Origin of the sequence: uncultured Tateyamaria sp. (assembly GCF_947496075.1) — a bacterium.
Classification (GTDB): domain Bacteria; phylum Pseudomonadota; class Alphaproteobacteria; order Rhodobacterales; family Rhodobacteraceae; genus Tateyamaria.
On the sequence record NZ_CANMBJ010000006.1, the window covers coordinates 237,990 to 251,069 of the forward strand.

At 59.2% G+C, this 13,080-nt stretch carries 12 protein-coding genes; 8 read left to right on the forward strand and 4 right to left on the reverse strand.

Translation table 11 applies throughout. The features are described 5' to 3' along the window. Positions 1 to 115: 115 nt before the first annotated feature. Positions 116 to 2,881: a formate dehydrogenase subunit alpha gene (gene fdhF / locus Q1A51_RS20040; protein WP_299601641.1), complete on the forward strand. Its 2,766-nt coding sequence runs from the start codon at positions 116 to 118 to the stop codon at positions 2,879 to 2,881. Positions 2,882 to 2,982: 101 nt separating this feature from the next. Further along, a complete protein-coding gene (locus tag Q1A51_RS20045) occupies positions 2,983 to 4,170 on the forward strand; it encodes a hydantoinase/carbamoylase family amidase (protein WP_299601643.1) in 1,188 nt (395 codons plus the stop codon). On the opposite strand, the gene Q1A51_RS20050 is transcribed toward Q1A51_RS20045, so the two are convergent. The 3 genes from Q1A51_RS20050 to Q1A51_RS20060 are packed head-to-tail and all read right to left on the reverse strand — an operon-like array spanning position 4,167 to position 7,006. Next, positions 4,167 to 4,388, reverse strand: coding sequence for a WGR domain-containing protein (locus tag Q1A51_RS20050; protein ID WP_299601645.1), 222 nt, complete (start codon positions 4,386 to 4,388; stop codon positions 4,167 to 4,169). The two genes, Q1A51_RS20045 and Q1A51_RS20050, sit on opposite strands and share 4 nt — an antisense overlap. A gap of 27 nt (positions 4,389 to 4,415) precedes the next feature. Further along, the gene (locus Q1A51_RS20055) at positions 4,416 to 5,117 is read right to left on the reverse strand and encodes a response regulator transcription factor (RefSeq protein ID WP_299203836.1); all 702 of its coding nucleotides are present in this window, start codon (positions 5,115 to 5,117) and stop codon (positions 4,416 to 4,418) included. Then, entirely contained in the window at positions 5,114 to 7,006 is a 1,893-nt protein-coding gene (locus tag Q1A51_RS20060) for a PAS-domain containing protein (protein ID WP_299601648.1), read from the reverse strand. Before Q1A51_RS20060 ends, Q1A51_RS20055 begins: the two co-directional genes overlap by 4 nt. Positions 7,007 to 7,199: 193 nt before the next feature. Here Q1A51_RS20060 and Q1A51_RS20065 point away from each other — a divergent pair, with 193 nt between their 5' ends. After that, positions 7,200 to 9,170: an AMP-binding protein gene (locus tag Q1A51_RS20065; RefSeq protein WP_299601649.1), complete on the forward strand. Its 1,971-nt coding sequence runs from the start codon at positions 7,200 to 7,202 to the stop codon at positions 9,168 to 9,170. 188 nt (positions 9,171 to 9,358) lie between these two features. Here the strand turns inward: Q1A51_RS20065 and Q1A51_RS20070 are convergent, their stop codons facing one another. Then, complete coding sequence (locus Q1A51_RS20070; RefSeq protein WP_299203827.1) at positions 9,359 to 9,523, reverse strand: hypothetical protein; 165 nt, start codon at positions 9,521 to 9,523, stop codon at positions 9,359 to 9,361. 82 nt (positions 9,524 to 9,605) lie between these two features. On the opposite strand from Q1A51_RS20070, the gene Q1A51_RS20075 reads away from it, so the two are divergent. The 5 genes from Q1A51_RS20075 (at position 9,606) to Q1A51_RS20095 (ending at position 13,064) form a co-directional block, all read left to right on the forward strand. Next, a complete protein-coding gene (locus Q1A51_RS20075) occupies positions 9,606 to 10,424 on the forward strand; it encodes an ABC transporter ATP-binding protein (RefSeq protein WP_299203824.1) in 819 nt (272 codons plus the stop codon). Beyond that, the gene (locus Q1A51_RS20080) at positions 10,417 to 10,860 is read left to right on the forward strand and encodes a hypothetical protein (protein ID WP_299601651.1); all 444 of its coding nucleotides are present in this window, start codon (positions 10,417 to 10,419) and stop codon (positions 10,858 to 10,860) included. Before Q1A51_RS20075 ends, Q1A51_RS20080 begins: the two co-directional genes overlap by 8 nt. Positions 10,861 to 10,978: 118 nt before the next feature. After that, a complete protein-coding gene (locus Q1A51_RS20085) occupies positions 10,979 to 11,437 on the forward strand; it encodes a hypothetical protein (protein ID WP_299601654.1) in 459 nt (152 codons plus the stop codon). Positions 11,438 to 11,490: 53 nt separating this feature from the next. Further along, positions 11,491 to 12,033, forward strand: a complete 543-nt coding sequence (locus tag Q1A51_RS20090; RefSeq protein WP_299601657.1) for a hypothetical protein — start codon at positions 11,491 to 11,493, stop codon at positions 12,031 to 12,033. Beyond that, positions 12,033 to 13,064, forward strand: coding sequence for a branched-chain amino acid ABC transporter permease (locus Q1A51_RS20095; protein ID WP_299203812.1), 1,032 nt, complete (start codon positions 12,033 to 12,035; stop codon positions 13,062 to 13,064). Before Q1A51_RS20090 ends, Q1A51_RS20095 begins: the two co-directional genes overlap by 1 nt. The last annotated feature ends 16 nt before the right edge of the window (positions 13,065 to 13,080 follow it).

Genomic DNA, 13,080 nt, shown 5'->3' on the forward strand with positions numbered 1-13,080 from the left:
TGGTTGCGGATCGGAAACCTGCGTGGCGCAAAACCGGGGCTTGGTGTCGGGAATGGGAGTCCTACGCGCGTGACTTGCACGCTACATAATATCAGACGGTAGGGAGACGTGCGCGATGACGGACAAGGTGACATTCACGCTGGATGGGCAAGAAGTGCAGGCTGAGGCCGGCATGACCATTTGGGAGGTCGCCAATGGGCGTGGTCTGGTGATCCCGCATCTGTGCCACAAACCTGCGCCCGGCTATCGCCCCGATGGGAACTGTCGGGCGTGCATGGTGGAGATCGAAGGCGAGCGTGTTCTTGCTGCCTCGTGCATCCGGGAACCGGCGGACGGGATGGTTGTCACGACCAATTCCGCGCGGGCCGAGAGCGCGCGGAAGATGGTGGTCGAGATGCTGGTGGCAGATCAGCCCGAGCGGGACGTGGCGCACGACAAGTCCGCGCATCTTTGGGACATGGCCGAGATGAATGGTGTGTCCGAGAGCCGCTTTCCCAAGCTGGAAGAGGGGCGGATTCCGCTGCTTGACGACAGCCACGTGGCGATGTCCGTGAATTTGGATGCCTGCATTCAATGCGGCCTCTGTGTCCGTGCCTGCCGCGAGGTGCAGGTTAATGATGTGATCGGCATGGCGGGGCGCGGCCACGATGCTTATCCGACCTTCGACTTTGCCGACCCGATGGGCGAGAGCACATGTGTCGCCTGTGGCGAGTGTGTACAGGCCTGTCCGACGGGGGCGCTGATGCCCTCGACCGTCGTGGACGATGCGCAGGTTGGAGACAGCGCCGATTATGATGATGAAGTCGAAAGCATTTGCCCGTTCTGCGGGGTAGGCTGTCAGATCTCGCTGAAAGTGAAGGACGGTAAGGTCAAATATGTCGAGGGCATCAACGGTCCCGCGAATGAGGGTCGGCTGTGTGTGAAGGGCCGGTTCGGCTTTGATTACATCCACCACGATCACCGCCTGACAAAGCCGCTGATCCGCCGCGAGGATGCACCCGCGAAGGGGTTGAACGTCGACCCGGGCAGCTGGTCGACCCATTTCCGCGAAGCGTCTTGGGAAGAAGCGCTGGATTTCGCCGCAAATGGCTTGAAGGGTCGTGGGCGTGAAGTGGCTGGTTTTGGATCGGCCAAGTGCACGAATGAAGAGGCATACCTGTTCCAGAAGATGATCCGGCAGGGCTTTGGTCACAACAACGTGGACCACTGCACGCGGTTGTGCCACGCGTCGTCCGTGGCCGCGCTGATGGAGAATGTGGGGTCGGGCGCAGTGACCGCGACCTTCAACGAGATCGAGAATGCGGATGTGGCGATTGCCATCGGCTGCAACCCGATCGAGAACCACCCTGTCGCGGCCACCTATTTCAAGCAGTTCACCAAGCGGGGCGGCAAGCTGATCGTCATGGACCCGCGTGGGCAGGCGCTGAAGCGCTTTGCCAGTCACATGCTGCAGTTCCGGCCCGGCGCGGATGTGTCGATGCTGAACGCGATCATGCATGTGATCGTCGAAGAGGGTCTGTATGACCAGCAGTACATCGACGCCTACACCGAGAACTGGGAGGCGGAGAAGGAGCACCTGGCTGGCTTCCCCCCCGAGAAGATGGCGGAGATTTGTGGGATCGAGGCGGATGTGCTGCGCGATGTGGCGCGGACCTTTGCCGGCGCCAAGTCAGCCATGATCTTCTGGGGCATGGGCGTGTCGCAGCACATTCACGGGACGGACAACTCGCGCTGTTTGATTTCGCTGGCTTTGATGACCGGTCAGGTCGGACGCCCGGGCGCTGGTCTGCACCCGCTGCGCGGTCAGAACAATGTGCAGGGCGCCTCGGACGCGGGCCTGATCCCGATGTTCCTGCCGGATTATCAGACCGTGACGGATGATGGCGTGCGCTCGGCCTTTACCGATGTGTGGGGCTCTGGCGACTTCTCGAATGAGAAGGGTCTGACAGTAACCGAGATCATGGATGCGGTTCATGCAGATGAGATCAAGGCGATGTATATTCTGGGTGAGAACCCGGCAATGTCCGACCCGGATGTGGAGCATGCACGGGATGCACTGGCGAAGCTCGACCATCTGGTGGTGCAGGACATCTTTATCACTGAGACGGCGAATTATGCGGATGTGATCCTGCCTGCATCGGCTTTTGCCGAGAAGACGGGGACGGTGACCAACACCAACCGTCAGGTCCAGATGGGACGGCCTGCCGTACCACCACCGGGCGACGCCAAAGAAGATTGGTGGATTGAGGTAGAGCTGGCAAAGCGGTTAGGCCTTGGCTGGAGCTATGAAAGCCCGGCGGATGTGTTTGCCGAGATGAAGCTGAACATGGCGAGCCTGAACAACATCACATGGGAGCGGCTGGAGGGGCAGAATGCGGTGACATATCCGTCTTTGTCACCCGAAGATCCGGGTCAGGCGATTGTCTTTGGCGACGGTTTCCCCCGTCCCGACGGGCGTGCGCGGTTCACACCCGCTGCCGTCATTCCGCCCGATGACGTGCCGGATGCCGACTATCCGATGATCCTGACAACGGGTCGGCAGTTGGAGCACTGGCACACCGGGTCAATGACGCGCCGGGCATCTGTATTGGACGCGGTCGAGCCCGAGGCCAACTGTTCGTTGCACCCGTCCACTCTGCGCAAGCTGGGTGTGTCTGCGGGTGGCATGGTGCGTTTGACCACCAAGCGCGGGTCGATCGAGATCATGGCGCGTGAGGATCGGGCCGTGGCGCCGGATATGGTGTTTCTGCCTTTTGCCTTTGTAGAGGCTGCGGCAAATATCCTGACAAACCCTGCTGTCGATCCCTATGGCAAGATTCCGGAATTCAAGTTCTCGGCCGTTCGGGTTGAGGCGGTAACCGGGGCCGTCGCGGCGGAGTGATCCGAATGTGCGCCTGACGGCGCGCATGATTCCATCTTGTGAATGAGGGGTTTCACCCCTCAAACTCCCCAAAGTTTGTTTGGCAAGATGAAGGATGCGGGATGGTTGATACGGCGCGCTTTTTGACGGACTTGCATGCTTTGTGCCAGTTCGGTGCTTCGGGCGTTGGCAAGGGGGTGGTACGCCCCGCGTATTCCAAGGCTGACATGGCAGCGCGCGATTGGTTGGCGTCGCGGATGGCCGACGCCGGGTTGACGCCGCGCTTTGATGCGATGGGGAACTTGTTTGGACTGGCCGAAGGGCCGTCATTGCTGCTTGGGTCGCATTCCGACAGTCAGCCACAGGGCGGGTGGTTGGACGGTGCCTTGGGAGTGGTTGCGGCGTTGGAAGTGTCACGGGCAAGCGTCGAAGTTGGCGGGCCTGCCATTTCGGTTGTCTCTTTTCAGGATGAAGAAGGTCGGTATGGCGTCACGACCGGATCCAACGTGTGGTCGGGTGGGCTGTCCTTGGCCGAGGCGGATGCGTTGCTGGATCATGACGATGTTCCGCTTGGGCAGGCGCGGGAGGTGGTTGGGGATCGCGCAGGCGCGCCTGTCGATCCGACGCAATTCACCGGCTTCGTCGAATTGCATATCGAGCAGGGCGCGACGCTGGACACCGCGAGCGAGCAGATAGGTGTCGTAACCGATATCGTCGGCATTCGAGATCGGGTGATCACGTTGACCGGGCAACAGAACCATGCGGGTACCACGGCAATGGCGCTACGGCGGGATGCGTTTCAGGGGCTGGTTGCCTTTTCCAGTCGGCTGAACGAGCGGTTGCGAAATGTGGTCACGCCGCAATCCGTTTGGACTATTGGGCATGTGGCGGTCAGCCCCAATGCGTCGTCCATCGTGCCGGGCCAGGTGCGCTTTTCCATGCAATGGCGGGATGCGGATGTGGCCCGGTTGGCACGGATGGAGGCAGTGATTGAGGAAACGCTGTCCGAGGTAGCGGCAGAACTAGACCTTGGTGTCGAGAAAGGGCCGCTTCTGGGATTGGAGCCCGTGGCGATGGATGTTGATCTGCGCGCGAAGCTTGAAGCAGGTGCCGAGAAGGTCGCACCGGGCAAATGGCGGCGGATGCCTTCAGGTGCCCTGCATGACGCGACAAATGTGGCCCGGTGTGTGCCGGTTGCAATGCTGTTTGTGCCGTCAATCGGCGGGATCAGCCATGCGTTTGAGGAGGATACGGACGAGGCCGATCTTGTTGCGGGCCTGAAGGTGTTGGCCCATGCCGCCGGGCTTTAGGCGGCGCGCGCGTATCCCCGTCTGATGGCCCGTTGTCTGTAGCGGTCGGCGGCGGTTGATGCGGCACGCAGATCGCTGTGGCAGGTTACACGCTGGCAGGGCTTGCCGCCGATCAATCCCCATTCGATGACCACGGAGGCTTCGGCAAACAGGTTCAGTGTGATCTCAACCCGGTAGAACCGGCTGTGACTGGAACGGTAGAGGAGTGCTTCAATCATGTTTCGATTCTGCCACGGGTTGAATCGTCATGTCCACTGCACATCGCCCAAAAAGATGTAACCGGCGCCATAGATCGTTTTGATCAAGCGTGGGTTCTTGGGATCTTCGCGCAGTTTTGTGCGCAAACGGCTGATGCGTACATCCATCGCGCGATCAAAGCTGTCACCGGCACCACCGCCCAGGCTTTCCTGCATTTGCGCCCGGCTGATCAAGCGTTTTGGCGCATCCAGAAACAGGCGTAACACTTCGCCTTCGGCATGAGAGAACGGCGTTTCCTGACCTGCTTCATCGGTCAATGTATAGCTGTCGAACGACGCCTCCCATCCATTGAAACGGGCGATCTGCCCAGTTTGGGTTGCTGCCTTGGGCGTGCGCAGTCGCACCCGGATGCGGGCGACAACCTCGGCTGGATCGAAGGGTTTGATGATGTAGTCATCAGCGCCCAATTCCAGCCCGGTCACCCGGTCCTGCACCTGCGCACGGCCCGAGATGATGATGACCGCAGCCCCTTGTTCGAGGGCGAGTTTGTGGACGAGGGTCAACCCATCGGTGTCCGGCAGACCCAGATCGACAAGGCAGACATCGGGTTTGTGAGTCTTGAGCGCGGCTTCAAACGCCGCGGCGCGGGAAAAGGACAAGGTGCGAAACCCTGCTTCTTCCAAAGCGTCGGCAAGGATTGTGCGGATCGCCGGTTCATCGTCAAGGATGGTGACAAGTGGTTTGGTCATGCCGCATCCGCCTGAAGGAGCGCAGCAAGGTCAGATGCCTCAAACGGCTTGCGCAGAACCGGGGCAGCAAGCGCTGCAGTTTGATACATTGTGTCACCCGGCGGAAGTGAGGTCATCAGAATTACGGGCAGGCTGCCGTGCAATTGGTTTGCGAGGTCAATGCCGGTACGGCTGCCGGACCCAAGGTTGATGTCGGACAGCACAAGGCCAATGTCGGGCAGGTCCGCCGTGAGGGCGATGGCTTCGTCCACACCTGCAGCTTCGATCACGGCATGGCCCATGCCCATCAATAAATCGCGGTAGTGTTGGCGCAAATCCGGGTCATCCTCGACCAGCAGGACGAGCGCGCCTGCCAGCTGTGGGGCGGGGCGGAGGGGTAGGCGCAGACGCACTTGTGCGCCAATCTCTCCGTTGCCCAGTTTCAGATCACCGCCCGCACGCTTGGTCATGTCATAAACCATGGGCAGGCCCATACCCGACCCTTCGGACCCCTTGGTGGTAAAGAATGGGTCGAACCCGTGCTCCAACGCGTCATTGGAAAAGCCGGGGCCGGTGTCGGTGACAATAAATTCCAGCCATGTGTCGTGGACTGGGCGCGCCGTCAGGGTGATGTCCCCCTTAGTGCCGCAGGCGTCGCGGGCGTTCAGGATGAGGTTCAACAGGCTGTCCTTGACCAGACCTGGGTCCAGCATATGGGGACCCGTGACAGTGGTGAAGGTGCTGAGTGTGAGACCTGGCGGCAGGGTCGATTGCGCCATGGTTGTCACATCGCCCAGCAGCGTTTCGATATCAGTCGCGGCGGGGCGCATGGCGCGGCCTGCCGTCATGTCGGCGATTGAGTTGAGCAGTTCGCCGCCGCGGCGGGTGGCGGAGAGGGTGCCGTCGATCAGGTCCTGTGCGCCTGCTGGCAAGCTGCCCATACGGGAAAGTTTGGATTGCAGGCCGAGGATAATGGTAAGCAGGTTGGAGAAGTCGTGGGCCATCCCGGAAGTCATCTGTGCAGCGAGTGTGCGGCGGCGGTTCTGCTGCAGAGCGACGCGGGCTTGTGTTTCTTCGGTAATGTCCATCGACAGGATATAGACGCCACCGGAGGCCTCCGGTGTGAACGCCACACGGATGCGTCTGGCGCTTGCCTCGTCCGTGAATTCAAACACGGATGCCTCGCCCTTGTAGGCGCGGGCCAGGTTCGATGCGATGCGCCCGTAGGCAAAGGTACCAAGTGCATCCGAGATGTGTTGACCGACAATGTCAGATGGGCGGCTGGGAATGACCGTACTAAGCCGTCTGTTAGAGTAGGTATAGTGACCGCTGGCATCCACAAGCGCGATGTGGGCTGGCATCATCTCGGTTGTTAGGCGCGTGCGGGCCTCGGTTTCGGTCAGCTGACGTTTGGCTTCTTCAAGCGCAGAAACGGTTGCGGCCAATTGGCGGTTCGTGGCACTCAGCGCTTCGGTGTGTTGCAGAACCTGATCAGACAGTTCCGTTGCGCGGGCGCGCAGCAGGGCCTCTTGCGCCTTGATATGCGAAATGTCGGTATAGACAGTGACCCACCCGCCCTGTGGCAGGGGGGACCCTTCGACGCTGATGGTGCGTCCATTGGCGCGGGTGCGCTCCATGTAATGCGGTTCAAAGGCAAGCGCCTGATCCACACGTTCCTGCACAAAGCTGTCCAGATCGTCGATCGGGCCGTATTCACCGCGCTTGGCCAGATGCGTGATCGTTTCGCGAAAGGTTGAGCCGGGGGTGACGAGTGCGTCAGGCAAATCAAACATCTGCTGGAACGGCGCATTGCAGACCGCAAGCCGCAAATCCTGATCATAGATCGTCAGCGCCTGCGCGATTAGGTTCAGGCCCGAGGCCGTCAGCGATGCCGTATGATCTTGTGCCATGCCACATGGCTAGCACTGGTTTCCGGGCCCGCACAACGGGGCGCGGTCCGCTTGTTACAATTCGTAAGGTTTGGGAAAACATCAGGAAAAAGTTGACGCGCAGCGTGTGGGCGACATCCTTAGACGTAGAAAGAATCGTCTGAGCGATCATGCGTGCCTCTCGGGAGAAGAGGTGCGCTGGGGAGGAACATACGTGGTCAAGTCGTCTGAGGGCGCGAACGGGCTGAAATCCGTACCTGCGCTGCTACACCGGAACGCCAAGGAATTTGGATCGGCTCCCGCCTATCGCGAAAAAGAATTCGGGATATGGCAAAGCTGGACGTGGGGCCAGACGCTCGAAGAGGTCGAAGCGCTGGCACTTGGGTTGATCGACCTAGGCGTGCAGCCCGGTGATCATATCGCCGTCATCGGCCGCAATCGTCCCTACCTCTACTGGTCCATGATGTCAGCGCAGATGGCGGGCGCAATCCCAGTGCCGCTGTACCAAGACGCTGCGGCCGAAGAGATGGCCTATACCCTCGACCACTCCGGCGCGCGTTTTGTCATCGCAGGCGATCAGGAGCAGGTGGACAAGGTGATCGAGGTACAGGGCCAACTGCCTGAATTTGAGCAGATGATTTACCTCGATCCGCGAGGTTTGCGGAAATACGATCATTCCAAGCTGCATCAGTATAGCCATGTGCAGGACGCCGGCCGGGCCAAGAGGGATGAACTGGCGCCGGAGATGGCCAAGCGCATTGCCGCGCTGGATTACGACAGCACCTGCGTGATGCTGTATACGTCCGGGACGACTGGCAAACCCAAGGGCGTCGTGTTGTCGAACCGAAATGTCATTGAGACATCGAAATCATCATCTGAGTTTGACGGGTTGCGGCAGTCGGACGACATTCTGGCCTATCTACCGATGGCATGGGTCGGGGACTTCATCTTTTCCGTGGGGCAGGCGCTGTGGTCGGGGTTCTGCACGAATTGCCCTGAGAGTGCTGACACGATGCATGTGGACCTGCGCGAAATCGGGCCGACCTACTATTTCGCCCCGCCGCGTGTGTTCGAGACGCAACTGACCAACGTGATGATCCGCATGGAGGATGCGGGCAGCTTCAAGCAGAAGATGTTCCACTACTTCATGGCGCATGCGCGCAAGGTTGGGCCCGCCATTCTGGACGGTAAGTCCGTCGGGTTCATGGACCGCCTGAAATACAGTCTGGGCGAGCTGATGGTCTATGGGCCGCTCAAGAACACGCTTGGCTTCAGCCGTGTGCGGGTTGGCTATACAGCCGGTGAGGCCATTGGCCCGGAAATCTTTGATTTCTATCGCTCTTTGGGCATTAACCTAAAGCAGCTCTATGGTCAGACAGAAGCGACAGTGTTCATCACTGCGCAGCCCGATGGCGAGGTGCGCAGCGACACGGTGGGCGTGAAATGCCCCGGGGTCGAGTTGAAGATCGAGCCCAATGGCGAAGTGTTCTATCGCTCGCCAGGCGTGTTCGTGGAGTATTACAAAAACGCCGAAAGCACGGCGGACACCAAGGATTCCGAGGGTTGGGTGGCCACTGGCGATGCTGGGTTCATCGAGGAAGACACCGGCCATCTGCGCATCATCGACCGGGCCAAGGATGTGGGACAGATGGCGTCAGGTGCGCTATTCGCGCCCAAATATGTTGAGAACAAGCTGAAGTTCTTCCCGAACATTCTTGAGGCCGTTGTGTTTGGGAACGGGCGCAATGAATGCACGGCTTTCATCAACATCGACCTGACCGCCGTGGGCAACTGGTCGGAGCGTAACAACATTGCCTATGCGTCTTATCAGGAACTTGCGGGGCATCCGCAGGTTCTGGCCACGATCACCGAACACGTCGAAGACGTGAACCAGTCCGTGGCTGAGGACGAGATGCTGTCAGGCTGCCAGGTGCATCGTTTTGTCGTCCTGCACAAAGAGCTTGACGCCGATGACGGTGAGTTGACCCGCACGCGCAAGGTGCGCCGACGGATCATTGAAGAGAAGTACGAGGACATCATTGCAGCGCTCTATGATGGCTCGTCCGAGGTGTCGACGGTGACCGAGGTGACCTATGAAGACGGGCGCAAGGGATCGATTTCGGCAACGCTTGAGGTGCGCGCGGCGGTGACATCCGCGGTTGCGCAAAAGATGGCGGCGGAGTGAAGATGCTGGTTCGACGCTCGGCTGCGCCATCGCCCCGCCCACCATCCCGTTTGGCGCATCATGTCATGCTGTGGGCTTGTGAGGCAGACCGGCCCTCCGGGGGGGATTTTTTTGAAACAGGGAATGAGCATCCCGTTGCAAACGCCTTAGGGCGGTGTTTGAGACCTGAGTGGGCGGAACCCTTGAGCTTAGTCTTTAAACACGTGCCGGACTGCGCAGGAAAGTCGGTTGTCGCCAGTGAAATGTCCGATGTTCCGGCGCATGGTTTTTCTCGTTTCTGCCGCACTCAGCCCCTTTCGGCGGCAATCGAATGCGAGTTTCAGCAGGTAGCGGCGTTCAAGTGCATCAAACATTGGGAACCCTCCGAAATGTGTCCTGAGCTTACGCATAGATTGGTTAACATGCCCCCAATACGGCGGGCGATGGAGGTGACGCATGCTTGATCAGACCGAAGGCTACACCACCGCCGATGGCCGCAAGATCGGTGGCGTGGTCATGGAGATGAAGAACATCACCCTGCGTTTTGGCGGAGTCGAGGCGATCAAGGATATCTCTTTCGATATCCGCGAAGGCGAGATCCGGGCCATCATCGGACCTAACGGCGCAGGCAAGTCGTCGATGCTGAATGTCATCTCGGGCTTCTATATCCCGCAAGAGGGGCAGGTGTTTTACAAGGGCGCGCCGCGACCCCAGATGAAACCTTTTGAAGTGGCGCGTCAGGGGATTGCGCGCACATTCCAGAACATCGCCCTGTTCGAGGGCATGACCGTTCTGGACAATGTCATGACCGGGCGGCTGACCCATATGAAAACCGGTCTTTGGGGGCAGGCGATCTGGAAGGGCAAGGCCGAAGCCGAAGAGACAGCCAACCGCGAAGTGGCTGAAAAGATTATCGATTTTCTTGAGATCCAAGCCATCCGCAAGACGCCAGTGGCACGCCTGCCCTATGGCCTCAAGAAGCGCGTGGAACTGGCGCGAGCGCTGGCGGCTGAGCCGTCGCTGTTGCTGCTGGATGAACCGATGGCTGGCATGAACGTGGAAGAGAAAGAGGACATGAGCCGCTTCATCCTTGACGTGAATGACGAGTTTGGCACCACAATCGCCCTGATCGAACACGACATGGGTGTTGTCATGGACCTGTCCGACCGGGTGGTCGTGATGGATTATGGCAAAAAGATCGGCGACGGCACGCCAGACGATGTGCGCAACAACCAGGATGTGATCGACGCCTATCTTGGGGTGTCACATGATTAAGGCGCTGGCGCTTGTCGGAACATTCGTGTCCGGGCCCCTCTGGGCCGGATCGGCATGGGATATGTTCGAAGCGCGCTGTCTTGATCCCTATGAACATTTGACGGAACCAGTTGTTGATGGCCTTGCCGTGCAGCCCGTGGACGGCATGCACGAAAGCCTGCGTGCATATGGCCCGACCGACGATGGTTATCTTTTGGTGCTGGATGCCGCGCCCGCTGCCGGTGAACGCACCTGTTCTGTGTACAAGCTCGGCAACACGGATTTCGAACCTGCTTTCGTGTCTTGGGCAGAGGCCAATAAGATCAGCGGGCGCTATCTGCCAGAGCCCGGGCGCTATGTCAGTAACCAATGGATCGAACCCCAGTTGCACCTGATGGCCGAGATTCGGCCCGAGGGCCTGCACTATCAAGTGGTGGAGACAGACCTTGAGAGTTAGGTCGCTGGCCATATGCGCTGCCCTCTGGGCCGGCCCTGCGCTGGCAGGGGAACCAGCGATCTGTGATCCGGCTCAGCCTGAGATGGCGGGCCTGTGCAACGTGATCGAAACGCGTTGCATGCCCTATCTTGAGGACCCGGCCAGCCTGTCGCCGCGTGATATCATGCCGATCCCGCGTACCTTCCGCCGGTACTTTGAAAGTACACTGAATTCCTATGCGTTGGGCTATCAGGAAACGGACCTGCCCAACACGCTTGTGGTGTTCATGTATGACGAACCCGCCTGCGAGATCATCAGCCACGGGATCAGCTATTCCGATCTGCTGATGGCGTTCAACGAATGGCGGGGCGGGGCCGGTGCGCGGTTCGTGTCGACAACCGCCTTTGAACCCGTAAGCCGAGTGACCATGGATCGTGCTTTTGCCGCGGCATTTCTTGCCGCCCCGCGCCGCGATGGGCGCGTGACCGAGATCACTCTGAACTGGAACCTGACATTCGAAGGGCTGACGCGTCTGCGAGTGAGCTACCAGCCGCTTCGTGATCATACGGCTGACTTGATGGGGGTGGCGTTGAAATGAGGTGGTTGTTCTCTTCACGGCTGCTTTTGCACGTCACTTGTTTGATGATGTTTATGGCCATTTCTGTCCGAGGCGAAGCTGCAACAGATGGGCCCAGCGGCATGATCCAATCATTTTTCGATAGATGCGTCACACCAACCGCATCACATTGGGAGCCCGACATTAGTGGTTTGCTATCGGTCAAAGGCGCCGAACTGAAATCACTCCTGACTGAACGTCCCCGCCTCGCCTCGAAGGGTAGTTACTTTGCGAACCCCGAAGCCACGTGGGTGCTTCAGACTGACTATGGACCGGGTAGGCCCACATGCACAGTGTTCACATTGGATGCCGCAGTTTCCCAAGTGATTGATGTCTGGTGTGCAAAAGTCGATGAGCTCGAAGCCAAAGGTTGGCAGGAATTTGCTTTGGTTCCAACCGAACTCGGTCTGCAGAACCGCGGAAGTCTAGTCGGGTCCGTAAAATACCGTGACGGAGACGACATAACTATTTGGATGCGCTTGGAGCGTGGCCAAAGAAAAAACTACGCAATGATGATGGTGACAGTGGGCCATGTTGGTTCGCACGCCTTCGAAAAATATCCGGGGGAGTGCCGCTGATGTCCGACCAACTGATCTATGCCAGCGAGGTGTTCCTCAACGGTCTGATGGCCGGGGTGCTCTATGCCCTTGTGGCGCTTGGGTTCGTGCTGATCTTCAAGGCGTCTGGTATCTTCAATTTTGCCCAAGGGGTCATGGCGCTGTTTGCCGCGATGACCTTGGTGGGTATCCAGAACGGGCAGGTGCCATTCGCGCACCTGATCAACGCGATCTTCGGAACCAAGATTCACCACTTCGGATGGCATGTGCATTCGGTTGTCGCCATTCTGCTGACGGTTGTGGTGATGATCTTGCTGGCCTGGATGGTGCAGCGCTTCATCTTCAAGCATTTGGTGGGGCAGGAACCGATCATCCTGTTCATGGCGACCATCGGTCTTGCCTATCTGCTTGAAGGCGTCGCGGACCTCATGTGGGGGTCCGAGATCAAGAAGCTGGATGTATGTCTGGCCGAGGGGACGTGCCTGCCGCAAGGCATCAACCTTGCCATCGATGAGGCGACATTCAACCTGTTCGGCTACGGGTTCTTTATCGACAATCTGGATATCACCGCGACGATCATCGCGATCCTGCTTGTGACGGCGTTGGTGATCTTTTCACAATACACCAAACAGGGGCGCGCGATGCGGGCCGTCGCGGATGATCACCAGGCGGCTTTGTCCGTAGGTGTGTCGCTGAACTACATCTGGATTTTGGTGTGGTCAGTTGCGGGCTTTGTCGCGCTGGTTGCGGGCATCATGTGGGGTGCGAAATCGGGTGTGCAGTTTTCACTGTCGCTGATCGCATTGAAGGCCCTGCCGGTGTTGATGCTGGGCGGGTTCACATCCATCCCCGGCGCCATCGTGGGCGGTCTGATCATCGGTGTGGGCGAGAAGCTGTTCGAGTTCTTCATGTCCTCGGGCGATCTGGCGGGCGCACTGTTTGGCTTCACCATGAACGCAACCGAGAACTGGTTTGCTTACGTGCTTGCCCTGATCTTCCTCGTGTTCCGCCCACAGGGCCTGTTTGGGGAGAAGATCATTGAGCGGGTTTAGGTTCGCGCGACCTTTT